Below are 24,946 nucleotides of genomic sequence, written 5' to 3' on the forward strand. Positions count from 1 at the left end.
TGATGTAGTCGCCATGCTCAATTTCTCCACTCTCTATCCTGTCCAACAACCCTTTTAACTGGCCGATCCGGGCGTTTGCACCACGGAATGCACTGATCCCCTTGTCGATAACGGTTTCGACCACGGGAACGCCTGTTGCTTCTGTAAATGCTTGGAGTGGTGTGGTCTGACGGTCGTGGCTGTCTCGGCCTTCTTCGCCTTGCGAGGCGGTTGACCATCTGACGTATGCGTATGCCTTGGGCATTGAATCGGCTCCGGGTAGGTTCTAGATCATTTTATTAGAAAATAGCCTACCGTGGTCATCCGGGGCAATGCTGAGCAGTGCTTTGTCGAGAATCGAGCTTAGCTCGCTGGCATCGCGGGCCGTGGCCAGGGAAAAGGTGGCGGGCTGGGTGCCAATCGTCGCGCTGATTTGCAGGCGGTCCTGAAACAGTTGTGACGCCAGCAAGTAATTGGCAATGACCAGAGTATTGACGGCCCCTTGTACTTTGCCCTCCGACAACAATTGCGTCGCTTGATAGATATCGTCGGTTTCGACGAGCGTGATGTCTGGGAACGTTTTGCGAAGATAGCCGGTTAGCGGGTTACCCTGGGTCAACGCCAGGCGTTTGCCTGCCAGTTGTTCCAGGTTGGCAGGGTGCTGGATGCCTTTTGCAGTCAGCAGGACAAATGAGTTTTCGAGATAGGGACGACTGAAGTTGAGTTTGTTCTCGCGCGATACCGATGGGCTGATCACAGAAATAATGTCGGTCTCATGTCGCTGAATCATGTCGATCATGTGGCTCAGGCTGCGGGTACGCTGGATCTCGAACCGCAACCCGGTGCGCAGGCGAATCATTTCCAGCAGGTCTGCGGTAATGCCGCGAAAATTACCCTCGGCATCAAAAAAGCTCAGCGGCGCCAGCGTTTCGTTAACCACGACCTTGACCACGGCATGTTTAGCCAGCCAGCGCTGTTCACGTTCGGTCAGTTGGAGCTTTTGGTCAGTCAGCAATATGTCGCTGCCAGCGCTCCAGCGTTTGGCGATGTTTTGGCGCTCGTTGTTGGGGATGGCCTCAAGCGTGGAATTGAGGATATCCAGCAGGACGCGGTTATCACGACGAACAGCAAAGCTGAAGCCATAGGCTTCATGTTTGCTGAAATTCGCCATTTTAATGTTCTTCAAATAGCCCTTGTTGATCATGTAATGCGTGGAGAGCGTATCGCCCAGAAACACATCGGCCTGATCAAACGCCACCGCGTTTATCGCATTTTGGTACGAAGGGTATGACTGGATAATGGCCTTGGGATAAAGCCTTTTGACCTCATCGAGTGGCAGGTAGTGGTAAACCATGCTCAAACGCAAGCCTTCCAGGCCCTGGGTCAAGGAGCGGGTTTCTCCTTCGCGCGTAACAAGAACAGGCTGGTCAACGGCGTAGGGAATTGAAAGCAACAGGTTCTGATTGGCGGCTTCATAACCATTCGAGGTGCCGAGCAAATCAATGTTGCCTTGCTCCAGGGCCTGGATAACCTCGTCTCGTGTTGTAAAACGTTGAACGTTGATCGATACGTTGAGTGCCTGGGCCAGAAGGCCGATGTAGTCCGCGGTGAAACCTTCGTAATCCTGCCCGCTGGTAGTCATATCAAAAGGGGGATAGTCCGGAGAAGAAATGCCCACCCGCAATACGCGTTTTTCCTGTAGCCATTTGCGCTGTTTCTTATCGAGCGGGGCTTCCAGGTAAGAGATGCCCGAGCGGCTCAGCAATGGGTAGTTGTCACTGCCGGTGGCGTGAGCCAGCATGGACCAGCATAAAAGTAAGCCGGTGATCAGTGATAAAGGATGTAGTAACCGCGTGGGCATCGTGTTTCTCACACTAAAGAATTGCGTTTAGCCAGTTCGATAAGATCAACCAATGAGTTTGCTTTTAGTTTTTGCATGAGCCTTTTTTTGTAAGTGCTCACTGTTTTATTACTCAAAAACATTCCTTTGGCGATTTCTTTGTTTGTTTTACCTTGTGCGAAAAGCTGTAGAACCATGAGTTCGCGGTCATTCACTAATTTGAATAACTCGATTTCTGAACAGTCGCCATCCTCATGTCGCTCAGGAGTCAAGGCTTGGCTGGGGAAATAATTGTAGCCAGAGAATACGGCTTTTATTGCACTGACAAGTTCACTCAGTTCTTCTTGTTTGCACACATACCCCGCCGCACCGGATTGCATGCAGCGCATGGCAAACAGAGTAGGGGACTGGGCGGTCAGGACCAATGTTTTAAGGGTTGAATTCATGGCGTTGAAACGTGCGAGCACTTCCAGTCCGTCGAGTTTAGGGATGCTGATGTCGAGAATGATCAAATCGGGCACGCATTCACGCACCATTTGCATTGCGTCGACACCATTGTCGGTTTCGCCGACTATTTCATAACCTTCATGTTCTAACAACATACGAATTGCCAGTCGGATAACCGGATGGTCGTCAACTATAAAGACGGTGGTCATAATTAATTCCTGTTAAGCGCGGTATAGAAAGCGCGCACCATAGCTCAGTTATATGAGCGGGCACACGAACCCGCGGGCCTACAAACGTAGTATGGGAAAAATCCTACGTAAATTAAGGCGCAAGAGCACGATTTGTTAACGTTGTGAGTGGAAAGGTAATGAGGGGTGGAGTGTTTTTTTAGTGTTTTGTTTGTGCTGTTGAATGGGGTGTTTAGTTCGGGTTGGGAAAAGTACTACAAGCGCTTTTGCTGTTTGCTACTTGTGCTTGTTTAACGATGTTTAATTAAGAGTGTGTGTAGGCGTTTCTGAGAAGTAGTTGTAGGGCTAGCCTGTAGGATTCAGGCCAGCCCTGTTAGGGCCAAGACTCAAATTCAAGTCGGACTTGAGCGCCCGGTCATTTCTCTTGCCATCTCGGTGGCATAGCTGTCCGTCATGCCTGCAATGAAGTCGATGACGCGCATAAATGAACGGTGTAATGGCCAGTAGGGGTCAGGCGCGCTATTGCCCAGCAAATCGAGAATGCGTCGGCTTTTGAACGAAGGCGTGCGCCCGCCGTGTTGCTCAAGTACAGCGCCGCAAAAGGCATTCAGGAGAATTTCCAGCGTGGTGTACGCGCCGATTTCGTGAAGGGTTTTGCGCTTGTCCTGGAAGATTTTTTTGCGGGCCATGTCTTTGGCATCCAGCACGCAACGTTTTGCCGGGCCGTGCATATGCTCGACCAGATCCCCGGGCAGCGTGCCGTTGAGCAGTGCCTGTTGTTGCTCGACAAAGGCGAGCGCAGCGGCATTGGTCAGATGTTCGATGGCTTTGCCACGCAGAATGGCCAACTTGCGTCGCTCGGAGTCTTGAGGGCCGAGCAAGCGATAGGTTTCTGGCAAGTCATCACCCACCAGCCCCAGCAGTAGGGATTCGACTTCGCGGTATCCCAGCAAGTCCATTTCCAGGCCGTCCTCAAGGTCAATGAGTGCATAGCAGATGTCGTCCGCAGCTTCCATCAGATACACCAGAGGATGGCGTGCCCAGCGTTCTTCTTCGAGTTGCGGCAAGCCCAGTTTGTGGGCGATCCCTTCGAGCAGATGCAGTTCACTCTGATAGCAACCGAACTTGTGCTTTTTGTAACCTTGCGAATCGGCATGACGCGCCGTCCAGGGGTATTTGAGGAAGGTACCCAAGGTGGCATGGGTCAGGCGGGTGCCGCCATCAAACTGATGATATTCCAGCTGTGTGAGCACCCTGAAACCTTGGGCATTGCCTTCAAAGCTCAGAAAGTCGGTGCGCTCGACATCACTCATATCATCGAGCCAGCCACGGTCTGCGGCCTGTTGAAACCAGTTACGGATGGCGTCTTCACCCGAGTGCCCGAAGGGCGGGTTGCCAATGTCATGGGCCAGGCAGGCCGACTGTACAACCATGCCCAAATCACCGGGGTCACACCAGTCGGGCAGGGCGCTGCGAAGCGTCTCCCCTACACGCATGCCCAATGAACGGCCCACACAGCTGACTTCAAGGGAATGGGTCAGGCGGGTGTGGATATGGTCATTGCTATTGACGGGGTGAACTTGGGTTTTTCGGCCCAGACGGCGAAAAGCACCTGAAAAGATGATTCGGTCATGGTCTTTGTGAAAAGGGCTGCGTCCCAGTTCTTCAGGGCTGTGATGAGGTTTTCCGAGGCGTTCGCGGTTAAGTAGAGTTTGCCAATCCAAGGCGCAGTGCTCCGTCAGTGACTGTGCACGCAGCTTCTCGCGTCACGCGCGAGCGTGCAAGCCGGATCAGGTGGGGACTTGAGCCTGCGTTCACTGTCGAGTCACGAGGCCACGATCGAGCGCGAAGCGGCCGTAGACCCGGTGGCTAAGGTGTCTTTGACGCACCGGGTTCAATGGTTCTACGACGGCTACGCGCTCGAACGGAGTCTCGTGTCATTCGTCAACGGCTACACAGTCAGGTGCAACGGGTGATGCATCATAGCCTCAAGGCTTGCGGGCGGAGCTCTGGATGACCAGTTTGATCAGTGGCAGCAGACCGGTCGTCAGCCCGATCAGGCGCGACATGCGACCGCTGCCTTTGGAACGTGCGCCTTTACCGGTCAAAAAGCCCAACAGGGTGACAGCGCCTACGCCCCACAACGGCGCGTGTTTGATCCCCAGACTTTCTTGCCAGTTGCTGGTCATCCCGCGCATTTTTTGCAAAGGCTGGAGCAACTGCTGGGTTTCATGGCGAATTTCCTGGCGATGCATTTCCATGCGCAAGCGAATCAACACTTTACGCATCTCGCGCCGTGACGCTTTTTGCGGCATTTCAGGCAGGCTGCTCATGGCAATAAACGCTCGCGGTCTTTGGCCAGCTCTTCGAGCGTGGCATTGAAAGGAGAGGATTCATCGAACACCGCTGCTTTAAGACGAAGGCCGCAGAAAATCGCCGCTAACGTATAAAACACACACAGGCCGATGATGCCGGTCAGGCGATAACTGTCCCAGACCAGAATCAGCACCAGCGCTGACAGCCCGATCAGCAATAACAGGCCAAACACCAAGGCCAGCCCGGCAAACAGTAACAGGCTGACAGTCCGTGCCTTCTGTTCTTGCAACTCGATGCCCAATAACTCGACATGGCTGTGCAGCAGGCCCAGAAACGCGGCACCCAGGCGCCGCGGTGAGGAACGAGGGGAGCCGGATTCTTCTGTCATATCAGCGCCGGGTAGCCAACAGGCCAATCAAAAAGCCGACGCCGGCGGCAATGCCAACCGACTGCCACGGGTTTGCCTGAACGTAGTCTTCAGTCGCCACGACGGCTGCCTGCCCACGCTGTTGCAGGGTCTCTTTGGTTTCATCCAGCGACTCGCGGGCCTTGAGCAGGCTCTCCTTGATTTGGGCACGCAGCTCATCGGCTTGATCACCCGCCAGGGACGCGGTGTGTTCCAGCAGTCTTTCGGTGTCTGCCACCAGTGCCTGGAAGTCAGCCATCAATATCTCTTGAGCATTCTTTGCTGTAGTGCGGGCCATGTGAATCTCCGTAAGCGGCTTGATGATGGTTCGAGTGTAGGCATTGATTGAAGGTTCACTGCATTTCTCTCACTTGCTGACGCAGGCGTTAGAGGCGTTGACCTTCAATCAGAGAAAAACCTTACCTTAAATTATTCATTTTCGCGGGTGAACCCCTGATTCTCGCGTGCATCAGGGTTTTCAATGCAGCCTTCCAGCAAGTGATAACGGTTATGCCGCACTTCATCCACTCGATGGCGCACGGTTTTTTCCGAAAGGCCAAGCAGAATCAAGGCATGAGAGGCCAGCATCAGGCTGGATTCCAGCAGTTCCGGTACCACTTCGGTCGCCCCGGCGGCCTTCAGTTCAGCCAGTTGGCTGTCGTCACGGGTTCTGACCAGTACCGGCACATCAAGTGTGATCAGACGAGCCTCTTTGAGCACGCACATGGCCACCTCAGTGTTGTCTACGGCGATGACCAGCAGGCGCGCTCGGTCAAGGCCGACAGCGCGCAACAGATCACCACGGCGGGCGTCGCCGTAATGCACGCAGCTGTCGACTTTGGCGGCTTCTTGAATGCGATCCGGATCGTAGTCCAAAGCCACAAAATCATGATGCTCACTGCGCAAGAAACGGCCAATGGATTGACCCACCCGCCCATAACCGCACATCACCACGTGGCCGTGCAGTTCAGCGTTCTGCGCGGCGATTTCTTCAAGCTCGGCTTCTTCGTTGGACTTGCGGTGCAAGCTGGCGGCGATCTGCGGTGCAGCACGCAGTAAAAGGGGCGTCAACAACATCGAGCAGAAGGTCGCGGCCAACAGGTAGCTGGCAATCTCGGGCGGGATCAACGAGTTGATTTGCATTTGTGCCATCAGTGCAAAACAGAACTCGCCTCCCTGCGCCAGGGCCAGACCACTGCGCCAGGCCGTTTCACCATCGCTGCCGCGCAACTTGACCAGCACAGCGACCACGCCCCCTTTGATCAAGAGCAAGGCCAAGGTCAGGCCCAGAATCAAAAAGCCGTCATGCACAAACAGTTGAAGGTCGATGAGCATGCCGATGCTGACGAAGAACAGCCCCAGCAAGATGTCGCGGAACGGGCGGATATCCGCTTCGATCTGATGGCGGTAATGGCTTTCACCCAGCAGCATGCCCGCCAAGAATGCGCCCAGTGCGGGCGACAAACCCAATAAATGGGTGAGCCATGCCGTGAGCAGCACGATGACCAGTGCCAGCAACACAAACAGTTCGGCGGAGCGCGAGGCGGCTACTTCGTGGAACAGGCGCGGTAACAGAAAGCGGCTGGCAAATAGCAAGCCGACAAACAGGATCACCGTTTTGCCCAAGGTGATGGGGAGTGCCCAGTACCAGGCTTGCTCGCTGCTGCCTGCAAACACAGGCACCAATGTCAGTAAAAGCACCGCCACCACGTCTTGGAACAGCAGCACGCCAATCGCGTTTTGGCCATGACGACTGAAAATTTCACCGAGGCTGGTCAGCTCTTTACTGACGATGGCCGTGGACGACAGCGCCAGCCCGGCGCCGAGTAAAAAGGCGGCATTGAGGCTCATGCCAAATGCGTACAGCAGGCTCCCCAACACCAGCGAGGTGCACAGTACTTGCAGGCTGCCCAGGCCAAAGACCACCCTGCGCAGCGCCAGCATTTTGGGCAGCGAAAACTCCAGCCCTAATGAAAACAGCAAAAACACCACCCCCAATTCAGCCAGGTCAGGCAGGTCCGGGCTGTCGTTGATCCAGTTCAGAGCGGTAGGCCCGACAAACAGCCCGACACACAAATAGCCCAGGACTGGAGGCAGCTTTAACCGCCTGAAAAAGGCGATCACCACCAGTGAGGAGGCGAGGATGATTAACAAATTGGCAAACACGCAGGTCTTCCTTGTCTGTTTGAATAAAAAAAGTCGCGAGCTTCCAGTAATTCAAAGGGGCTTGCGCTGACACACATCATGATTAAACGCCAACATTTCAAAATCACGGTCCTTCGCTATGCTCACAGCCAAGCTACTTAATTGGATGTTGGGCAAGCGTAGTCGTCAGGAGCGTTATGGAACGTCTGTATTCCCTGCAAGGCTTGAGAGGCGCTGCCGTTTTGGGAGTGGTGTTATTCCACATGGCGTCAGTTGAGGCGAAGTATTCGGGTGGTGATCTTTTATTGCCAGCGTTGGTCGACTTCTTCCAGCTGGGGGTTGATCTTTTTTTTGTGATCAGTGGCTTTGTCATGGTGATTGTGACCCGTGGCCGCTTTCAGAGCGCGGTGCAAACCCAGCGTTTTGCTTTTAATCGGCTGTCGCGTATTTACCCTAATTATTGGCTGTATTTTTTTATCACCCTGAGCGTCACTTTGGCGCTGCCGGGCGTGGTCAATACCTCGCATGGCAGCTCCAATCTCTTGATGTCGTTTTTATTGCTGCCCAATGATCGAGTGCTCCTGGTGATGGTGGCCTGGTCGCTGGTATTTGAGTTGTGGTTCTATCTGGTGTTTACGGGGTTGTTGTTATTCAAAGAAAAACACCTGCCGATATTGCTGGGGTTGTGGGCGTGCGGGCTGATTGCGTTCAACCTGTTGGCCAACTGGCAAGACTTCAATCCGGCTTTGAAAATCATGCTCCACCCTTACGCGCTGGAATTCATCATAGGCAGCGCTGTGGCACTGTTTTTTTACAGTAAACACAGCGTCAAGGTGCCAACGCCCTGGGTCTGGGCAACCTTGATGGCTGCTTTGACCGTTGGGTTTGGGTTGATTTACGTATTCAAGCTGTTCTTCACCGAAGGCTTGCTGCGCATGTTGTCGGTGGGGGTTATTTTTGGCGCGCTGATTGGTTCGCTGGTCCTGCTGGAGCGGCGCAAGTTGATTCGTGTGCCGCAGTTTCTGATCTTCACAGGTGATATGTCTTACACGATTTACCTGTCGCACTTACTGGTGTTGGGCGTGATCGGGCATGTGTGGCAGCGTATCGGCGCATGGCCTGACAGCATTTGGGACAATCTGTTTTTTCTGCTGCTGATGATGAGTGCCGTGATCTGTTACGGGGCGTTGGCGTATCGTTTTTTCGAAAAGCCGGTGCTGGATTGGGCCACGGCGTATTGCAATCGCACCTTTGCGCTCAAACGTGCGGCTGGCCAACCCGACTCGGCCAAATGACAGGCGTACCTGGGCTGCGGGTCGACGTCCTAGGGCAACGCTCCTAGAATGGCGGCTATTTTTCAGGTCGTGAATTATGTACCCCGAATGTGAACTGCTGGGCACCCTTGGCTGCCACCTGTGCGAAGTCGCAGAAGCTGTGTTAATGCCGTTTGTCGAACGGGGCTTGTTGGTTGAGCTGGTCGATATCGCAGAGTGCGAGGGGCAAGTTCAAACCTATGGCCTGCGCATCCCGGTGTTGCGCCGGGTCGATACAGGCGCAGAGTTGGACTGGCCTTTTGAGGCTGAACAGGTGGTGAGCTTCCTCATATAGGCCGCGGGCTGCTCCTCAGACGGTTTCGTGAACAGGCTCGGTGGGCGATAATCCCCGGCTGCTTTTTACTGCCCGAGTTTTTTATGTCGACCCAGCGCTTTAACGCCGCCGAGCATCAAGCCAGCACCCTCTACCTGCCGCCCGGTAAGTGGCTGACAGTGCTTGATTGCTTGTGTGATCACTTTCAGGCGATCAGCCGTGAGCAGTGGCTTGATCGCCTGGCGCGCGGTCGTGTGCTGGATGCTGACGGCGCGCCGATCAGTGCGCAGCTGGCCTACAAGGAAGGCCTGCGTATTCACTATTTTCGTGAAGTGCCCAACGAAACGCCGATTCCGGTCCAAGAGACCATTCTCTATGCCGATGAACATTTGGTGGTGGCTGACAAACCACACTTTCTGCCAGTGACCCCGGCCGGTGAATACGTCGAGCAAACCCTGTTGCGCCGTCTGATTCGTACGCTCGACAATCCGAATTTGGTGCCGTTGCACCGCATTGATCGACACACGGCGGGGTTGGTGTTGTTTTCCGCCAACCCGGCCACACGCTCCGCTTACCAGTTGCTGTTTCCGACACGCAAGATCGAAAAGTGCTATGAAGCCATCGCGCCTGCCTTGCCTGAACTGGAGCTGCCGCGTGTACATAAAAGCCGTTTGGTAGACGGTGAACCTTTCTTTCGCATGCAGGAAGGGCCGGGCGACAGCAACACTGAAACCCTGGTCGATGTGAGTGAGAAAAACGGTGACCTGTGGCGTTATGCGCTGTACCCCGTCACCGGCAAAAAACATCAGCTGCGCGTGCACATGGCGGCGTTGGGGGCGGGGATCTGCAACGACCCGTTCTATCCGCAGGTGATCAAGGATGCCGTGGATGACTACGCCAAGCCCTTGAAGCTGCTGGCCAAGGCGTTGCGTTTTATCGACCCGGTTAGCGGTGAAGAACGTTACTTTGAAAGCCGCATCCGTCTGGCGTGGTAAGCGTCTGGCCCGCCAAAACAACAAAACCCGCACGGGGCGGGTTTTGTTTTAACGCATAAGCCTTACAGCTCTTTAACGGTGCGAATCTGGTCTTTGTTGATACGGGTTTCTTTGCCGTCCAATTGCTTGAACTGGTAGAAGCCCGAATCTTCATCGTACTTAGGCGTGTCAATTGCCTGGATTTCACGACCGTCGTTAAGAGTGATCACGGTTGGCGACGCACAGCCAGCAAGGGCGGCCAGGCCAGCAGTGAGCATGAGGGCGGCGAGAGTCCGATGAGTCATTGTGTTTCTCCAACAAATGAATGTACGTAATGGGTAGCTGTCCCTGAGACGTATACATCGTCTGCAAGTTCCCTGGCTAGTGGCGCAAGGATAGCTATTGGCTTAGTTCGAGTAAATCAGGGGTGTTGACGTTGAGCAGCCGGGGATCATTCTGCGCGCACACGCAAGCCTGTGCATTGAGCTCAAGCATGATGTTGCGCGGGCTGCGCTGACCGTTTTGCCACGCGGTGTCGAATGCGCCTTTGAGTGCGACGGGGATCACGCACAGCAGCGGTTCCCAGTGTTCGCCGTGGCGCACCATCACCGGTTGCTCGGGGCGCAGGCGCGCCGTATCGAACAGGGCACGGATCAGATCGGTGTCGATGCGGGGCACATCGCACGGCAGCACCAGCAGGTGTGAGTGCCGAGCCACGGCCAGTCCTGCGCGGATACCGGCCAGCGGCCCGTCAAAATCATCGTTGCCATCATTGACCACCTGGTCCGCATAGGCGGCGTAGTGCGCGTGATTGCGGTTGCAAGAAATGATCAAGTCATCCGTCAATGGCCGCGCCACCCGCTGGGCATGGCTGATCAAGGGCTGGCCCTGCCAGCGCAATAACCCTTTGTCCTGCCCGCCCATACGCTGGCCCCGCCCGCCCGCCAGCAGCAAGATTGAACAGTGGAACTGGCTCATGAATTGACTCCGCGCAGTCAGGCAAAAGAAGGGCTGTGATATAACACCGGGCTGTTCTTCCTACAACTGGACCTCGTCTATGAAAGCCAAGGTTGATGCGCCTTTTGTCCCTTTAAACATCGCTGTGCTGACAGTGAGCGATACCCGCACACTTGAAACCGACACCTCGGGCCAAGTATTTGTCGACCGCCTGAGCGAGGCGGGCCATCAGTTGGCGGCACGGGTGTTGCTCAAGGATGACCTCTACAAAATCCGCGCCCAAGTCGCTCACTGGATTGCTGAGGATCAAGTGCAAGTGGTGTTGATCACCGGCGGCACCGGTTTTACTGGCCGCGACAGCACGCCTGAAGCCGTGGGTTGCCTGCTGGACAAACACGTTGATGGCTTTGGCGAATTGTTCCGTCATATCTCGCTCGCCGATATCGGCACCTCAACGGTTCAATCGCGCGCGCTGGCCGGGTTGGCCAATGGCACGCTGGTGTGCTGCCTGCCGGGTTCGACCAATGCCGTGCGCACGGGTTGGGACGGGATTTTGGCTGAGCAACTGGACTCGCGCCATCGCCCATGTAACTTCGTGGCCCATTTGAAACAGGCAGCGGCCTGCCCAACCCGTGGGTAAGCCGGGCCGCACGGGCGAGCTGATGCCCGTTGAAGTGGCGCTGGCAAGGTTGCTGGCGCTGGCCGAAGCGGCGCCGATTCGCGACACCGAGGTGCTGGCATTGGCCTTGTGCGAGGGGCGTGTGCTGGCCCATGACCTGGTGTCGAGCCTTGACCTGCCGCCGTGGCCCAACAGTGCAATGGACGGGTATGCGCTGAACCTGACCGACTGGAGCGGTGAGCCTTTGAGCGTCAGCCAGCGCATCTTTGCCGGCCAGGCGCCTGAGGCTTTGGCCTGCGGCACGTGCGCGCGGATCTTTACCGGGGCACCCGTGCCTGCGGGCGCCAATTGCGTCGAGATGCAAGAGAACGCTCAGGTGCAGGCCGACGGACGGGTGCTGTTCACACAGGTACTGCGCGAAGGGCAAAACATTCGGCCACAAGGCCAGGAGACCACGGTCGGTGAAGTGGTTTTGCCGGCGGGCACGCGTTTGGGACCGATTGAGCAAGGCTTGGCTGCGTCATTGGGCTGCGCCACGCTTGAGGTGATTCGCCGGGTCAAGGTGGCCGTATTGTCCACCGGGGATGAGTTGATCGAGCCGGGTCAGCCATTGGGGCCGGGGCAGATTTACAACAGCAACCGCGTGCTGCTGTGCAGTTGGTTGACCCGTCTGGGGTGCGAAGTGCTGGATGCAGGCATCTTGCCGGATGACTTGCCTGCGACCCGTCAGCGCCTGGCAGAACTGGGCGCGGTGGACCTGATTTTGTCTACCGGTGGGGTTTCGGTGGGCGAAGCCGACTTCCTGGGTATCGCCCTGCGCGAAGCGGGTGAGCTGGCGCTGTGGAAACTGGCAATCAAACCTGGCAAACCGCTGATCTGCGGGCATTTTCGCGGCGTACCGGTGATTGGGTTACCGGGTAATCCAGCGTCGACGTTGGTCACCTTTGCGCTGCTGGCGCGCCCTTATTTATTGCGCCGTCAGGGTGTGCAGGCGGTGGAGCCCCTCAAGTTTCAAGTGCCTGCCGGTTTTGTCTGGCCCAAACCCGGCAATCGCCGCGAATACCTGCGCGGGCGTCTGGAGCAAGGGCGGGCGGTGATCTACAAAAACCAGAGTTCGGGTGTACTGCGCAGTGCAGCATGGGCCGAAGGGCTGGTAGAGGTGCTGGAAGAAAGCACGCTGGTGGAAGGCGATGGGGTCGCCTTTATCCCGCTGAGCGAAGTGCTGGGCTGACCCGCGCACAAACGCACTTAGGCGCTGGCGAAGGCTGCGGTCTTTTGAGTATTTAAGACTCGCAGCCGAGTGCTCACGCAAATGGCCCGTCCCAATAGCGTGGGTTCATGCTGAGTTTTTTTTTCCAGTGATGGGGCAGGCGATGTTCCTGTTGCCCCAGTTTGTAAGCGCCCAGTTTGACGGCGTTGCGCACCAGTGAAGCCGGCCAGCTCAGCAGCCGTTGCGGCCCCAAAAACGTCAGTTCGGATTTCACATAGCGTAATCCCTCACCCCCGGCACCGCCGAACGCTTGCCGTATCCACGGCTCACGTGCCTGAAACACCCCAATATCGAAGTAGCGCCGAAACTCTTCCTTGAGGGTGTAATTGTGCGAGTGGCGACAGCACGCCTGCCCCTCATACACCACGCTCCAGCCCGCCAGCAGCATTTTGGCGGTGACGTACATGTCTTCCGACAGGATTACGTGCTGCGCAAAGCCGCCGACAGCCAGCAGTGCCTCGCGTCGATAGGCCGCAAACGAATTGGACATGAACGCCGTTTTGAGTCCTAGTTGCGGCGCGTCGGCGAGGGTTTTGACCTGTGACGTGGGCGGGTAGTTGAACTGCCGCGCGTGTTGCGCCAAGGGCACGGCGTCCAGGTGCGGCAGTTGCCGCCCGCAGACGGCGCCCACCTGAGGATCAGCAAACGGGCGCACAATCGCGGCCAGTGCATCCGGGTCTTCAAGGTAGGCGTCCTGGGTCATGAAGACGCACACATCGTAGCCGGGGTTGCGCTCAACCATCAGTTGCCGCGTGCCGCCGTGGTTGAAGTCTTTGCTGTCGATGCGCAACACGTTTTTGCAGCGCGACCCGGCCAGCTCGAACGTGCCATCACGCGAACTGGAATCGACGATAAAAGTGTCAAATTCAGCGCTCTGGCGCCCCAGCGAATCCAGCAGGCGCTCCAGTTCATGGCGCCCGTTATAGGTCGGGATGATGCAGGCCACCTTGAGGGGCGATGTCATTGAACCTCCGGTTTATCAGGGCGCCACGGGCGCAACCACATCGCCATCGCCAGCATCAGCAGCGCGCCGAAGGCCGTGCTCAGGCCCAATTGCAGCCAGATATTGTGCAACGGGTGCAGCAGTAAGGCGGACAACAGCATCATGCCCAGCCCGAGTAACCAATGGCTGCGCCACGGCACGACCGAAAACAGTTGTTGGCGACGCATCAGCAGCAGGCCCGTAAGGATCACCCCGCCAACAGCGGCGAGTGCGATGCCGATCAACCCCAAAAAGTACGGCAGCACGGCCAGCAATAGGGCATTGAGCAGGCTGCCGATCAGCTCGCAGTTGAGCGGCATGCGCGTGTCTGCGGCGGCATAGGCATAACGCGCGAGCAGGGCATTCCAGGCGCCAAACATTAACGGGACCGAGAACCACGCCAGCAACGTGGGCAAGGGGCTGTCCGCCGCCTGGTTGGGCAGCAGCAAATGCACCAATGCGCCGGCTGCGCCAATCAGCCCGGCCACGGCGGGCACGGTCAGCAAGGTGGCGCTGGCCAGTCCTTTGCGCAGCAGCCCCAAGCGCTGTTCGCCCGCGCTGCCACTCATCAAACCGAGCAACACTTGGTTGAGACTCATCAGGGCAATCAGCGGCAGGTTGATCAGCTTGCGCGCCAGGTTGATCCAGGTCACAGAACCTTCGCCCAACAGTGACGCGACCATACGCTCCAGCAACGCCAAGCCCTGGCTTGCCAGATTGCTACTTAATAAAGGACCGATGCGTTGCAACAGTTCGCGGCTGGCGCCGGGCGCGGACTGGATGTGCCAAGGCTTCCAGCCGTCGCGGTACAGCGGCAACAACAGCACCGAGGGCATGAGCAGGCTGCCGAGCACGCAGGCGCTGGCCAGACCCTGGGCGGTGGCATCATGCTTGAGCAGCGCCAGGTACAGCACCGGGGGCAAGTTGAACAGCAGCGACCCCAACCCGGCCAGCACAAACCTTGAACGGGCCTGTAAAGGTACACAGAACAGCCCGTGCAGCACGAACCCCGGCGCGCACCACGCCAGAATCCGCAAGCTGTCACTCGCCAGCGCGTAACCCTGGCTGTCGAGGCCGAGGCCGATCAGGCGCACCCACAGCAGTGAACCCAAACCCAAGAGGCCACTGAGCAGCAACCCGCACAGCAGCAAACGCGGGGCCAGCGCGCTGAGCCAGGCACGTTGCTCAGTGCGCGAGCGTTGTTGATACAGCGGCAGGGCGGCGGCACTCAGCAAGCCTGCGGCCAACGCCATGCGCAGCGCCTCGGGTAAAAACATGGCCACCAGAAACCCGTCGCTGCGCCCACCTGCGCCCCAGGCAGCGACCAGCAGCCACTCGCGTGCGAACCCCGCGGCAAGGCCTGTCAACGTTGCCAGGGTGAGCCACAAGGTGGGGCCGAACATGGCCCGGGCCTAGTGGAACAAGGTGAACAGGCCTTTGCCGCCCACCTTGTAGTTGAGGTTGCGGCAGCGTTCGCCTTTGATGGTGGCGTCCGGTCCGCCGACGATGGCATAAGGTGGCACCGGTTTGGACACCACGCAATTGCCGCCCACCACCGCGCCTTCACCGATGTCGGCGCCGAACGAGAGCAGGGCGCGGCTGGCGATCCACGCGTAATCGCGAATATAAATCGGGCCACCCACGGCCCAGAACTCGGGCGCCTGCACGTCATGCCCACCGGCAATGATCAGCACGTGGGAGGCGATGGTGACGTGATTGCCTATTATCAGGCCGCCGCGTGCGTCCAGTTGGCAGTGCCAGCCCACGGTACTGTCCTCGCCAATGCGCAAGCCATCGACGCCAAGGATTTCGGTGTTGCGCCACACGGTCGAGCCTTTGCCAATTTTGGCCCCGCCTGCCCGCAGCCACAGCAGGCGCAAGGTGTGGCTGGGGATCTTGCAGATCAGGATGTTGTAGGCCAACTCCCACCAGCGCAGCATGCGGTCGCGCAACGTCGCCCAGTTCTTGCCGTAGAGCGGGATCAGCGCCCCTTTGCCTTCTCGGCCCAGCAAGGCGTAAAAGCGCCGTGCCAGAGGGTGTTCGATGCGCGGCTCAATGTTCAAGTAGCTGATGAAACATAACGTGTCGCCCTTGAGCGGTTGTTCAAAACACACGTCGTTGGCCAGCATCCAGTCGTAGGCCTCGCTCAGCTCTTGAACGCTGACGCCCATTTTTTCGGCGTACTCGGGCAGGGCCAGGCGCAGGTTTCGCGAGTGAAAAAGACGGTGCTTCATGGGCGAACTCCTGAAAGGGGCGTCGAGGCGTTGTGTTTGAGGCGCTTGGCTTCGTGCAGGCTCAGGCCGAGCATCAACCAGAACAGCGCGATCAATACTTGAGTGAAACTGAAGTAGTGGTCGAACAGGCCGCTGACCAACGCGGCCAAAATGCCCACTGTGGTGCCGAACCAGATCGCATTGTCTGCGCTCAGGACGAGGGTGCTTTGTTGAGGGCGCACGGCGCGCCACCAACTCACTACCACGCCAATGAACAGCAGCATGCCGGGCAGCCCGGTTTTGTACATGAAGTTGAGAAACAGGTTGGAGATACCCAGCAGCCCGGTGCCCGCAACGCCCGCTTCAACCTTGAAACCAATGCCCAGAGGAAAGGTGGCGATGGCTCTGGGGAAGGCGCGGTATTCGTCCAGGCGCACGCTGGTACTGCCGCTGTCGGAGGTTGAAAAAATATCCGCCAGGCGGTCTTGTAATGGTGGGTACACCAACAGCAGCACGAACATTGCAGCGACACCGGCAAACAGCATGCGCCCGGTGTAAGGCACCCGCTTGGCCGCGCACCAGACCAGCACCACCAGCATGCTGATCAAGGCGCCGCGTGAGCCGGTCATGGCCAGTGCAAGAATGCCCAAGACCGCGACGCTGATGCCCAGCGCTTTGGGCCAGCCACGGCGGGTCACGCCGAAACACAGGGCCAGCGGCACCAGCAGCGCCATGGCGCCGCCAGTGACGTTGGGGTGCATCCACGGTGAACTCATGCGCGTGGTGAAGGACTGCAAGCGATCATCGAGCATGCTCACCCCGCCATACCCCAAGTGCCCGAGGATCGACGTAATACCGCTGGCTGAGCGGTCGCGCACGTACACCGGGATCGACAGCAGCAGCAAGAACAGGGTGCCCAGCAGCAGCGCGATGACCATCTGCTCGCGGGCCTTGGGCGTATCGAGCAGGCGCGGCACCAAAAACAGAACGGACAGGTTCAGCAACCAGCGCACCCAGTTCACCGGGCCGTTACCTTCGGCGGTCACCATCAACTGACCGACGATAAACGGCAATGCACTGAACAGCATCAGCGCCAATACCCAGCGTTCGGTGCGCATCAGCTTGGGCGCAGGTCCCAGATGGTTGAGCATTTTTTGCACCAGCACGCTGCCCCACACCAGCAGGATCAGCAGCTCGGACACGGTGGTGCGAAAGCCGATATTGATCGTGGTGTACGGCAAAAACGTCGCCAGCACGCCAAACAGCAATAGCCCCCACAAAGGGTGGCGCAGCACCGTCACCACGCCCGCCACACCGACCATCAACACGATGACGCTGAGCGGCGGCAATACCCAGACCATCAGCCCGAACAGCAGGCTGAACAACACTGCAAGCGGGAGTGCCAAGGGCATTAGCGAAGCTCCTCCAGCAGCTCATTGAAGCGCTGGCGATAGGCATCGTCAGCGTAGCGGGTGGCCCAGGCTTTCATCTGTTCAGGGGCTTGGGGACCTTGGGTCGCCAGTGTCAGCATCAATTCGGTCAGGGCGTAGCTGTCGGTGGGCGAAAAACGCGGGCTGTCAGGCGGGGTGATTTCATCCAGCGCCGAACCACTGGCCACGGCCACCGAAGTGCCCACGCTCAAGGCTTCGATCACCGGCAAGCCAAAGCCTTCGGCGAAAGAGGGTTGCCACAGGCGTTCGGCCTGCTGGTAAACGGCGTGCAATTGCGCGTCTGTCAGGTCGCTTAAAAAGTGCAGGCCGGGCAATTGTTGCAACGGCTGGGGCAGGTGTTCGCGTGCGCCTACCAGCACTAATTCCGGTACGTGTTCGCTGCGTTGGCGTGCGGCGTGCCAAGCGCTGACCAGCCACGGGATGTTTTTGCGCGGCTCGCGGGTGCCCACCGCCAGCCAGTAACGCGGTGGCAGGTTGAGGTCGGTGATGTCGGCCGGCTCACCGACAAAGCCGCTCACCAGGTTGGGCAGCACCCGTACTTTGCCTTTGGCTTCGGGGAACAGTTTGACCACTTCGTCGGCGGTGTATTGCGAAGGGGTCCAGATCCGGTCGGCGACCTTGATCGAGTGGCCGATCGAGAGTTTGTCGCTGGTGCGGTACACCTTAGCCTTGAGGCGTGAGCCGTGGTGGTTGGTGTGCGTCAGTTGGAACAGGTCGTGCAGTTGCAGCACGTAGCGCATGCCGGGTGGTTTGGCCCCTATCGGCAAGCCCATGTTGAAATTGCAGATATGGATGTCGATCCCGGCTTCGCGCAGGGCACCCGGCAGGAAGCCGCCTTCGAAACGCAAACGGCTGGGCAGCCGATGCACCCCTTGCAAGGGTGAACCCCAGCGCGGGCAATGCACGCGACGGCGCAGCAGGTGATCTTCGGGCGCTACGCCAAACAACTGCAACTGCACCTCGGGGTGCGCGCGCAATGCGGCTTCCAGTGCCAGCGCCTGACGACCAATGCCGCTGTTGCCGTAGCCCGCTGCGGGGCGGTAATCCAGACCTATGCGCATACGCTGACTTCTTCTTTTAAGGAGGGAAGACGGGTGTAAACCTGTTCCAGCTGGGCCGCGGCCACTGACCAGTCGTGCTCGGCCCTGACGTAAGCACGCCCGGCCTCGCCGATGCGCTGCAAGAGCGCAGGATCGCTGAGCGCCACGTTCAACAATTGCGCCAGTTCCTGAGGGTTTTCGCTGCCCAGGTAGTGGTCGCCGTTGATGACCTTCAAACCTGACGTGCCCTGCCCGGTGGTGACCACCGGCAAACCGGCAGCCATCGCTTCGAGCACTTTAAGCTTGGAGCCGCCGCCCTGACGCAGCGGGGCAAAAAACACTGCGGCCTGGCGTTGCAGGTCGCGCAAATCGGGCACAAAGCCCTGCCATTCGATGCGTGGGTCCGGCCAGCGCTGGCGCCAATCGTGGGGCAAGCCAAAGCCGCAAATAGCGAACCGCACGTTCGGGTTGAGCGCCCACAGCGCCGGCAAAATGCTGTCCAGCGCCCATTCCACGGCATCCACGTTGGGGTGGTATTCGTAATTGCCGACAAACAGCAGGCGCTGGCTGTGCACGTCCGGCTGAACCGCTGCGTAATGGGCGCTGTCGACGCCGTTGACCACCACCGACACCGGCGTGTGTGTCAGTTGACGCAGGGTGTGAGCGTCCTGTTCAGTGACGGCGATTAATTCCTTTGCCAGCCCGAACACGCGTTTTTCCCAGCGCCGGTAACGCCATTGGTCATAGGAGGTAAACGGCTTGAACCAACCGGGCAGCCGGTCGTAGCTGGCCGCGCCCAAGGCGGATTCGACGTTGTGTTCGGTGAGGATAAAATCGCGCCCGGTCGCACTCAGCGCACGTTCGAACGGTTGAAAACTGTAGCTGTGCTCGATCTGGATCACGTCCCACGGTGCTTGCAGCAGCTCACTCCACTGCTGCTCAAGCGGCGCGCTGACGCCGTTGATCGCGGCCAGCATGGGGTAGGGCGCGAGGGCCACGGCCAGTAATGTTTTCAGGCTGCGTAAGGGGCGTCTGGGCATGACGATCAACCGCTCGACAAACGGCTCAAGTGCGGCACGGGTGTCAGCGTCGAGTACCGTTTTGGATTGCACCAGCAAGGTGATGCGATGCCCGCGTGCCGCCAGACTGCGCAGCAGATGGTACTGGCGGGTTTTGCCGCCGCTGGTGGTGGGCCACGGTAAGTAGGGCAGCGTCCAAAGTATGTTCATGGTGTCCATACCAACAGTTGCAGGCTGGTTTTAAGCGGCACCGTGATTGCCGATGCATCGCTCAACGGGGTTTCACTGCCATCGTGCGGGTTGTACAGCGTGGCCTGGGTGATGCCGGGCAAGTGCACCTGTTCACCGCTGGCGCTCCAGAACATCCACAGGCGTTTGCCGTCGCTGCGGGTCCAGCCAATGCTGTACAGATCGCTCGGCGCGCCCTCGACGGTGGGTGCATCCGCCGGGTCGATACGTGGGCCTGTGACGTTGAAAAAGTGTTGCAGCGCCACATACACAGGCTTGGGGTTGCCTTGCAGATCGAGCAATCCGTAGAACTGATCACGCGGGCTGGCGCGTCGGTCCAGATCGCTGAGGTTAAACAGGAAGATGCGCTGGAAATCCATCGCGCTCATCAAGGCCAGACGGCGCAGGGTGTAGTCGGCTTGCCCGTCCACGCCAATCAGCAGCTGCATTTCTTTGGGGCCGTTGTAACTCGACCAGCCCCATTCGGTGGCCCAGACCTGCGCGATGCCTTTGGCGTGCAAGGCATTGTTGAGGAAGTTGGAGCGGGTCAAGAAGTCCTTGTCCGCCGGGTTGTCACCTTCGGGGTACTGAGAATAAGGGTGATAGGCGGTGATCAGGTGTTGCTCGGCCAAGCCTTTTTCCAGCAGTTTTTGCAGCATCAGACCTTCTTGCTTGGGCATCTGGCTGTAGTACGCCATGCCAGCCGTGGCGACCTGTTGCCCTGGCAGTTGCGCACGCAGAGCGTCGGCGGTAGTGGTCAGCAGGCGGTAGTACGCGTCGGGATCGGCCTGTGGCATCCACATGATGTTGGGCTCGTTCCACACCTGCCACACATTCACCTGCGGGTAGCGCTGGGCCAGCATCTGCATGCGCTGGGCAAATACGTTGAAGTCTTTGGGCGGGTACTGATCGTTGACCTGGGCGCCCTCTGGCAGGCTGCTGGCGAAGGGTGCCGAGCCGACCAGGTACGCCAGGGTTTTGAGTTGGTGGGCGCTGATGGCCTGCATCACACCATCGAGCGGGGCCAGTTGCAGCTGGTTTTCTTCAGGCTCGATCATGGCCCAGTGAATGGTCAGGCGTACCCAGTCGAGCCCCAGCTCGTCGAGGCGCTGCATCTGTTTTTCATACACCGGCTGGGGGAAGTATTGAAACTGCGCATTCACCCCCAGGAAGTCTTTCCACTCAATGGGGCGTGGCCCGCGCAAGGTGGTGCCTTCGGCTTCGGCGGGCGGGCTCCACGGCAACAGACTGACACCCACTGCCACGAGCAGCAGCAGGAGCAGCCAAATTACAGGTTTACGCCACATGAGTGCGTCCCCAGCAGGCGGATTTGAACATCTGATGAAAACGTTTGGCGGTTTCGCTCCACACGCGTTCGTCGCCGATTTTTTGCGCGTGTTCGGCCCAGCGCAGCGCCATCTGCGGATCGGCACACAGGTGGCCCAATTCAGCCGCCAATGCCGCCACGTTGCCTTGGGGGTAGATCACGCCATTGCCGTGGTCGACCTCTTCGGCAAAGGAGCGAGCATCCGAGGTGATGACTCCGCGCCCACAGGCGGCTGCCCATGACAACGCACCGCTGGTGCCGCGCAGTTGGCCCAGCAGCTTGAGTTTGCTTGACTCGCGGTACGGCAGCACCATGACGTGATGGGCCTGGATGACCTTGGCGATTTCACTGGCCGGTAAATCCAGGTGCCATTCGATGCTCTTCTCCAGCCCCAGTTGTTCGATGCGTTGGCGCAACAAGTGCAGATAACTGCCTCCCGACTCGAAGGCCATTTCCGGCTCGCTGCCCCCGGCCAGCGTCAGCGTCAGGTGCTGTTTGAGTTCGGGTTTTTGCGTGAAGGTCATGGCCAGCGCTTCAAGCAAGTCTTCAATGCCCTTGCCGCGATAAATGAAGCCGAAGTACAGCAGTTTTAGCGGATCAAGGGCTGGCATGGGCGCGGGCGGGATCAACAGATTGCCGTGGGGGATGACCACCATTTGTTCAGCGTGCAGGCCCATGCGCTGTTTGAGGCAATCGCCGCCTGATTGGGTCAGCGTCACCAGACGCGTCAGGTTGCGGGCCAGTTGCCGCTCTTCATACAGGCACAACGGATCAGCCAGTACCGTGGCCATTTGTGGCAGTGGGGAGGGCAGGCGGCTGGCCAGCGACAACGGCCACGGCAGCTTGGCCCGGCGCCACACCAGACGCTCAGGATCATGCACGGTGGCGGTCAGGGGTAATTTTGCAAAACGCTGGCGTAATGCGCGCAGGGCATGAAACTCGGCCAAACGCCCACCACCCAACTCGGCGTGCACCAGATCGATGCCGCGCCAATCGGTGCTCGCCACCCGTTGCACGGCGCGCTCGGGGTCGTTGCCAATGCCGGCCAGCGGCGTGCTGACTTCAATGCCCTGACTCAGCAGGGCGGCCTTGAGGTGCCCTGCATAGTCGGCAATTCCGTTTTGTTCAGGCGCCAATGGCGCAAGCAGGGCAATGTGCATCAGGCTTTACCCCGAATGCGGGCCAGGACGTTCAACACCTTTTCGGGGATGTCGAAGCGACGGCGGTTGATGATGATCCCGTCCACACGCTTGAACGCGGTATTGAGCGTATTGAGCGCGGTTTGCAGGATAGGCACGGTGGTTTTTTCGGCTTCCACGATCAGGCAAATCAGGTCGGCCTGACGCAGAATCACGAACGCTTCCTGATTGGAGAAGAAACCTGAGGCATCCAGCAGCAGGATTTCGCCCGGTGCCGCAGGGCCAACGCCGTTGACGCGCACTTGATGGCCGCGTTCCACCAGCAGTTCGCGCAGGTGCTCAATCACAAAGCTCACGCCTTCGCCTTTACGCGCCGAGGTCAACCCGATGCTCAGGCCGCGCTCGGCCACTTGCTCCAGCGGCAGTACGCCATACAAGCGGTACATGCTGGCGATAAAGGCGCTGCGCCGTTGCGGCTGCTTGTCGCTGAGGTCTTGCAGGCTGGTCCAGACCTTGACCCCGAAACGCTCTTCGATGTGGTCGCCGTCGTGGATGCGCTGATCCAGCAGGTAGAAGAAGTACAGCGCCAGCAAGCCGACCGCGAGGCTGATCGGGATCGCCAAAAACAGCATCAGCAGGCTTTTGGGGAACACACGGTTAGGGTTGAGCGTGGCTTGTTCAATCACCGCGATGTTGCTAATGCGGCTCTTGTCCAGTTCACGGTCAATCCGGGCTTTTTCGGTGCTGTCGCTGTACAGCGCGAAGCTTTTTTCAGCCGCCGCCAATTCGCGCTGCAAACGCGACAGCTCAGGCTCCAGGGCCAGCGCTTCTCGTCGGTCTTGCTCAAGCTTTTCAAGTTGCACCTTTTGCTGGGCCGCTTGGGTTTTCAGGCGGCTGAGGCTGGCTTGCTGGTCGGCAAAGCTGTTTTGCAGACGCGTGAATACCGGGTTGGGGGCCAGGTTTTCGCTGCGTTGCACCACCGCTTTTTCACTGTTGAGCAGGGCTTGCAGGTTGGCGATGGCAGCGTCCAGCGCTTTGACCGGCGGTGCGGTTTCTTTGAAGGTGCGGGTCATCTCCTGACGTTCGATCAGCTTGGCATTGATGCGTTGGGCCAAGTCTTGACGGTCGGGGTTTATGCTGATCTGGCGCCCGATGCTGATCTCTTTTTTCATGCTGTTGAGCTGCGCTTGAATGGTGTCCAGACCGCTTTGGGTCGAGGCCACGGCGCGGGTGGTGTTGAGGTGCTCACCCTTGAGGTTGTTGAGGTTGCGAGCGATGTCGTTCAGGCGCTCAGTGATGCTCACCGCCCCCAGTTGGTTGAGGATGGTTTCGATCTGGCGCTGAAGGTCGAGGATGCGCGCTTGCGTGGATGCCGCTTCTGCTTCATAGAAACCGTACAAGCTCTTGCGGCCCATGGTCGAGGTGCGCTCTTGCTCGTATTGGTCGATCCAGGTTTTGACCACCTGTTGTGCGACCTCGGGATCATTCCAGGTAAAACTCACCTCCATCACCGAAGAACCGGGGGCGTGGGTCACGCTGAAGTTCTTACTCAGTTGCTCGGCCAGACGCTCGACCGGGGTTTGCTTCTCGACCAGCCCAAGCATTTGCAAAAAGCCGCGACCGATATCAACCAGGCCCTGCACGGTGGCCTTCAGCGCATTTTTGACCGTGGCCACCACGCCGGTAGGTTGCGGCTGGCGTGACAGGTCATCGAGGTACTTCTCGGCCACCATCCGCACAATCGGGCGCCCGGTGAGGATGCGTTCTTCATCGATGATCGGGTCGCGCATGGCGCTGGGGATGACCACCGCCTGGCGGTCGGCAATTTCAATCGGCAAGGTGCTGGTATCGCGGCCGGGTTTAACCAGTAACAGCGCGGTGGACTCAAAGCGGTTGGGCAGCAGGAACGCACCCAGCACGATGATGATGAACGTCACCAGCACGGTGATTTTGACTTCGCGCTTGAAGATGAAGAACAGGCGCAATAAATCGCGGAAAGAACGGATATTGATCATGTCGGCAGTCCTTTGGCGATTAGTTATTGTCGTTTTTACGCAGTTCGTAGGACGCCCCGATGCCAATTGATTTGGTAAACGGAATCAATTGGTTGAGGTAGAGATCGACCCACTCGATGCCATTGCCCACTGACGACTTGGGCACAAACACAACGTCGCCGCGTTGCAGCAGAACCGGTGCTTGCATGCCATTGCCACGGGCAATGGAGTTTTTGTAATCAAAAAAGTAGGTGTTGTAGCGCCCGTCATCCTCTTGGCGCAGCAGGGCAACGTTGTTGCTGTCGCCCACCGGCTGCACGCCGCCAGCGCCCACAATGGCCTGCTCCAGCGTGGTGGCTATGTTGACTTGCAAGGTGGCCGGGTTGTGTACCGCCCCGCCTACGTACACCGTGTTACTGGGCGTTTGCGAGAAGTTGATGGTCAGCGACGGGTCTTGATAAACGTGGGTCAGCTTTTTTTCCAGCACCGTGGTGAGCTGGTCCGGGGTCATGCCCGCCGCTTTGACACTGCCAATGTAGGGGTAAGAAAACGTGCCGTCGGTGCGCACGTTAAACAGTGTCAGTTCATAGATCGAGTTGGCGGTAAACGCCGAGATAGAGGGCGCTTCACCGGTATTACGGACAATGCGCAACGTGTCGCCTGCGCGGATACGTTCCAGGGGCAGCGGCTTGCCCGCCAGGGCCAGGCCGGCGCGATGGCCTTCGCGTAATACCTCGTCGTCAGGCAACGCCACTTTGGACGGCAGGCTGCACGCACTTAGCAACACAACACTCAACATCAGCAGGACTTTTTTCATTGTTTGCG

The 24,946-nt window shown here is 58.4% G+C and carries 24 protein-coding genes and 1 pseudogene; 5 read left to right on the forward strand and 20 right to left on the reverse strand.

Going from position 1 to position 24,946, the window contains the following annotated elements; translation table 11 throughout:
• From TU86_RS15025 to TU86_RS15060, 8 genes and pseudogenes are all read right to left on the reverse strand, one after another.
• On the reverse strand, positions 1–244 hold a 244-nt coding region (locus tag TU86_RS15025; RefSeq protein ID WP_048365121.1), incomplete at its 3' end, for a recombinase family protein.
• A 48-nt stretch (positions 245–292) separates the two neighbouring features.
• Positions 293–1,840 (reverse strand): annotated as a pseudogene (locus tag TU86_RS15030) (transporter substrate-binding domain-containing protein); the annotation flags it as partial.
• 8 nt (positions 1,841–1,848) lie between these two features.
• Positions 1,849–2,475: a response regulator transcription factor gene (locus tag TU86_RS15035; RefSeq protein ID WP_048365122.1), complete on the reverse strand. Its 627-nt coding sequence runs from the start codon at positions 2,473–2,475 to the stop codon at positions 1,849–1,851.
• Positions 2,476–2,846: 371 nt separating this feature from the next.
• Positions 2,847–4,178 carry a deoxyguanosinetriphosphate triphosphohydrolase gene (locus tag TU86_RS15040; protein WP_048365123.1) on the reverse strand — a complete coding sequence of 444 codons (1,332 nt, stop codon included), beginning with the start codon at positions 4,176–4,178 and terminating at the stop codon, positions 2,847–2,849.
• A 264-nt stretch (positions 4,179–4,442) separates the two neighbouring features.
• Positions 4,443–4,787 carry a hypothetical protein gene (locus tag TU86_RS15045; RefSeq protein WP_048365124.1) on the reverse strand — a complete coding sequence of 115 codons (345 nt, stop codon included), beginning with the start codon at positions 4,785–4,787 and terminating at the stop codon, positions 4,443–4,445.
• Positions 4,784–5,158, reverse strand: a complete 375-nt coding sequence (locus TU86_RS15050; protein ID WP_048365125.1) for a phage holin family protein — start codon at positions 5,156–5,158, stop codon at positions 4,784–4,786. Before TU86_RS15050 ends, TU86_RS15045 begins: the two co-directional genes overlap by 4 nt.
• A gap of 1 nt (position 5,159) precedes the next feature.
• Positions 5,160–5,474 carry an ElaB/YgaM/YqjD family protein gene (locus tag TU86_RS15055; RefSeq protein WP_048365126.1) on the reverse strand — a complete coding sequence of 105 codons (315 nt, stop codon included), beginning with the start codon at positions 5,472–5,474 and terminating at the stop codon, positions 5,160–5,162.
• Positions 5,475–5,605: 131 nt separating this feature from the next.
• The gene (locus tag TU86_RS15060; RefSeq protein WP_048365127.1) at positions 5,606–7,342 is read right to left on the reverse strand and encodes a cation:proton antiporter; all 1,737 of its coding nucleotides are present in this window, start codon (positions 7,340–7,342) and stop codon (positions 5,606–5,608) included.
• Between the two features lie 176 nt (positions 7,343–7,518).
• On the opposite strand from TU86_RS15060, the gene TU86_RS15065 reads away from it, so the two are divergent.
• The 3 genes from TU86_RS15065 (at position 7,519) to TU86_RS15075 (ending at position 9,903) form a co-directional block, all read left to right on the forward strand.
• Positions 7,519–8,616: an acyltransferase family protein gene (locus TU86_RS15065; protein WP_048365128.1), complete on the forward strand. Its 1,098-nt coding sequence runs from the start codon at positions 7,519–7,521 to the stop codon at positions 8,614–8,616.
• A gap of 76 nt (positions 8,617–8,692) precedes the next feature.
• The gene (locus TU86_RS15070; RefSeq protein ID WP_048365129.1) at positions 8,693–8,929 is read left to right on the forward strand and encodes a glutaredoxin family protein; all 237 of its coding nucleotides are present in this window, start codon (positions 8,693–8,695) and stop codon (positions 8,927–8,929) included.
• Between the two features lie 83 nt (positions 8,930–9,012).
• Positions 9,013–9,903 (forward strand): pseudouridine synthase, encoded by an 891-nt coding sequence (locus tag TU86_RS15075; RefSeq protein ID WP_048365130.1) that lies wholly within the window; start codon positions 9,013–9,015, stop codon positions 9,901–9,903.
• A gap of 62 nt (positions 9,904–9,965) precedes the next feature.
• Here the strand turns inward: TU86_RS15075 and TU86_RS15080 are convergent, their stop codons facing one another.
• Both TU86_RS15080 and mobA read right to left on the reverse strand, forming a co-directional pair.
• On the reverse strand, positions 9,966–10,187 hold the full coding sequence (locus tag TU86_RS15080) for a YgdI/YgdR family lipoprotein (RefSeq protein ID WP_048365131.1): 222 nt from the start codon (positions 10,185–10,187) through the stop codon (positions 9,966–9,968).
• A gap of 94 nt (positions 10,188–10,281) precedes the next feature.
• Positions 10,282–10,860 carry a molybdenum cofactor guanylyltransferase MobA gene (gene mobA, locus TU86_RS15085; RefSeq protein ID WP_048365132.1) on the reverse strand — a complete coding sequence of 193 codons (579 nt, stop codon included), beginning with the start codon at positions 10,858–10,860 and terminating at the stop codon, positions 10,282–10,284.
• A 79-nt stretch (positions 10,861–10,939) separates the two neighbouring features.
• Here mobA and moaB point away from each other — a divergent pair, with 79 nt between their 5' ends.
• Positions 10,940–11,479, forward strand: a complete 540-nt coding sequence (gene moaB / locus TU86_RS15090) for a molybdenum cofactor biosynthesis protein B (RefSeq protein ID WP_048365133.1) — start codon at positions 10,940–10,942, stop codon at positions 11,477–11,479.
• A 22-nt stretch (positions 11,480–11,501) separates the two neighbouring features.
• Entirely contained in the window at positions 11,502–12,689 is a 1,188-nt protein-coding gene (locus TU86_RS15095) for a molybdopterin molybdotransferase MoeA (protein WP_048365340.1), read from the forward strand.
• Between the two features lie 73 nt (positions 12,690–12,762).
• Here TU86_RS15095 and TU86_RS15100 read toward each other — a convergent pair whose 3' ends face one another.
• The 10 genes from TU86_RS15100 to TU86_RS15145 are packed head-to-tail and all read right to left on the reverse strand — an operon-like array spanning position 12,763 to position 24,938.
• A complete protein-coding gene (locus TU86_RS15100; RefSeq protein ID WP_048365134.1) occupies positions 12,763–13,692 on the reverse strand; it encodes a glycosyltransferase family 2 protein in 930 nt (309 codons plus the stop codon).
• Positions 13,689–15,113 carry a lipid II flippase MurJ gene (locus TU86_RS15105; RefSeq protein WP_048365135.1) on the reverse strand — a complete coding sequence of 475 codons (1,425 nt, stop codon included), beginning with the start codon at positions 15,111–15,113 and terminating at the stop codon, positions 13,689–13,691. Before TU86_RS15105 ends, TU86_RS15100 begins: the two co-directional genes overlap by 4 nt.
• A gap of 9 nt (positions 15,114–15,122) precedes the next feature.
• Positions 15,123–15,944, reverse strand: a complete 822-nt coding sequence (locus TU86_RS15110) for an acyltransferase (RefSeq protein WP_048365136.1) — start codon at positions 15,942–15,944, stop codon at positions 15,123–15,125.
• Positions 15,941–17,335 (reverse strand): O-antigen ligase family protein, encoded by a 1,395-nt coding sequence (locus TU86_RS15115; RefSeq protein ID WP_048365137.1) that lies wholly within the window; start codon positions 17,333–17,335, stop codon positions 15,941–15,943. The genes TU86_RS15110 and TU86_RS15115 overlap by 4 nt, the downstream gene beginning before the upstream one ends.
• A complete protein-coding gene (locus TU86_RS15120; protein ID WP_048365138.1) occupies positions 17,335–18,435 on the reverse strand; it encodes a glycosyltransferase family 4 protein in 1,101 nt (366 codons plus the stop codon). Before TU86_RS15120 ends, TU86_RS15115 begins: the two co-directional genes overlap by 1 nt.
• Positions 18,426–19,643 carry a glycosyltransferase family 4 protein gene (locus TU86_RS15125; RefSeq protein WP_048365139.1) on the reverse strand — a complete coding sequence of 406 codons (1,218 nt, stop codon included), beginning with the start codon at positions 19,641–19,643 and terminating at the stop codon, positions 18,426–18,428. The genes TU86_RS15120 and TU86_RS15125 overlap by 10 nt, the downstream gene beginning before the upstream one ends.
• A complete protein-coding gene (locus tag TU86_RS15130; protein WP_048365140.1) occupies positions 19,640–20,968 on the reverse strand; it encodes a beta-galactosidase in 1,329 nt (442 codons plus the stop codon). Before TU86_RS15130 ends, TU86_RS15125 begins: the two co-directional genes overlap by 4 nt.
• Positions 20,958–22,148: a glycosyltransferase gene (locus tag TU86_RS15135; RefSeq protein WP_048365141.1), complete on the reverse strand. Its 1,191-nt coding sequence runs from the start codon at positions 22,146–22,148 to the stop codon at positions 20,958–20,960. The genes TU86_RS15130 and TU86_RS15135 overlap by 11 nt, the downstream gene beginning before the upstream one ends.
• Positions 22,148–24,142 (reverse strand): exopolysaccharide transport family protein, encoded by a 1,995-nt coding sequence (locus TU86_RS15140; RefSeq protein ID WP_048365142.1) that lies wholly within the window; start codon positions 24,140–24,142, stop codon positions 22,148–22,150. The genes TU86_RS15135 and TU86_RS15140 overlap by 1 nt, the downstream gene beginning before the upstream one ends.
• A 19-nt stretch (positions 24,143–24,161) precedes the next feature.
• Positions 24,162–24,938 carry a polysaccharide biosynthesis/export family protein gene (locus tag TU86_RS15145; protein WP_048365143.1) on the reverse strand — a complete coding sequence of 259 codons (777 nt, stop codon included), beginning with the start codon at positions 24,936–24,938 and terminating at the stop codon, positions 24,162–24,164.
• Between the last annotated feature and the right edge of the window lie 8 nt (positions 24,939–24,946).

Origin of the sequence: Pseudomonas weihenstephanensis, assembly GCF_001043055.1 — a bacterium.
Lineage (GTDB): Bacteria > Pseudomonadota > Gammaproteobacteria > Pseudomonadales > Pseudomonadaceae > Aquipseudomonas > Aquipseudomonas weihenstephanensis.

Excerpts from the sequence above, each read along its gene's own strand:
- TU86_RS15140 (WP_048365142.1), bottom strand. The coding sequence starts at position 24,142 with ATGATCAATATCCGTTCTTTCCGCGATTTATTGCGCCTGTTCTTCATC.
- TU86_RS15100 (WP_048365134.1), bottom strand. The coding sequence starts at position 13,692 with ATGACATCGCCCCTCAAGGTGGCCTGCATCATCCCGACCTATAACGGG.
- TU86_RS15055 (WP_048365126.1), bottom strand. The coding sequence starts at position 5,474 with ATGGCCCGCACTACAGCAAAGAATGCTCAAGAGATATTGATGGCTGAC.
- TU86_RS15035 (WP_048365122.1), bottom strand. The coding sequence starts at position 2,475 with ATGACCACCGTCTTTATAGTTGACGACCATCCGGTTATCCGACTGGCA.
- TU86_RS15045 (WP_048365124.1), bottom strand. The coding sequence starts at position 4,787 with ATGAGCAGCCTGCCTGAAATGCCGCAAAAAGCGTCACGGCGCGAGATG.
- TU86_RS15075 (WP_048365130.1), top strand. The coding sequence starts at position 9,013 with ATGTCGACCCAGCGCTTTAACGCCGCCGAGCATCAAGCCAGCACCCTC.
- TU86_RS15105 (WP_048365135.1), bottom strand. The coding sequence starts at position 15,113 with ATGTTCGGCCCCACCTTGTGGCTCACCCTGGCAACGTTGACAGGCCTT.
- moaB (WP_048365133.1), top strand. The coding sequence starts at position 10,940 with ATGAAAGCCAAGGTTGATGCGCCTTTTGTCCCTTTAAACATCGCTGTG.
- TU86_RS15065 (WP_048365128.1), top strand. The coding sequence starts at position 7,519 with ATGGAACGTCTGTATTCCCTGCAAGGCTTGAGAGGCGCTGCCGTTTTG.
- TU86_RS15125 (WP_048365139.1), bottom strand. The coding sequence starts at position 19,643 with ATGAACATACTTTGGACGCTGCCCTACTTACCGTGGCCCACCACCAGC.
- mobA (WP_048365132.1), bottom strand. The coding sequence starts at position 10,860 with ATGAGCCAGTTCCACTGTTCAATCTTGCTGCTGGCGGGCGGGCGGGGC.
- TU86_RS15120 (WP_048365138.1), bottom strand. The coding sequence starts at position 18,435 with ATGCGCATAGGTCTGGATTACCGCCCCGCAGCGGGCTACGGCAACAGC.
- TU86_RS15095 (WP_048365340.1), top strand. The coding sequence starts at position 11,502 with ATGCCCGTTGAAGTGGCGCTGGCAAGGTTGCTGGCGCTGGCCGAAGCG.
- TU86_RS15070 (WP_048365129.1), top strand. The coding sequence starts at position 8,693 with ATGTACCCCGAATGTGAACTGCTGGGCACCCTTGGCTGCCACCTGTGC.
- TU86_RS15110 (WP_048365136.1), bottom strand. The coding sequence starts at position 15,944 with ATGAAGCACCGTCTTTTTCACTCGCGAAACCTGCGCCTGGCCCTGCCC.
- TU86_RS15145 (WP_048365143.1), bottom strand. The coding sequence starts at position 24,938 with ATGAAAAAAGTCCTGCTGATGTTGAGTGTTGTGTTGCTAAGTGCGTGC.
- TU86_RS15080 (WP_048365131.1), bottom strand. The coding sequence starts at position 10,187 with ATGACTCATCGGACTCTCGCCGCCCTCATGCTCACTGCTGGCCTGGCC.
- TU86_RS15115 (WP_048365137.1), bottom strand. The coding sequence starts at position 17,335 with ATGCCCTTGGCACTCCCGCTTGCAGTGTTGTTCAGCCTGCTGTTCGGG.
- TU86_RS15130 (WP_048365140.1), bottom strand. The coding sequence starts at position 20,968 with ATGTGGCGTAAACCTGTAATTTGGCTGCTCCTGCTGCTGCTCGTGGCA.
- TU86_RS15050 (WP_048365125.1), bottom strand. The coding sequence starts at position 5,158 with ATGACAGAAGAATCCGGCTCCCCTCGTTCCTCACCGCGGCGCCTGGGT.
- TU86_RS15135 (WP_048365141.1), bottom strand. The coding sequence starts at position 22,148 with ATGCACATTGCCCTGCTTGCGCCATTGGCGCCTGAACAAAACGGAATT.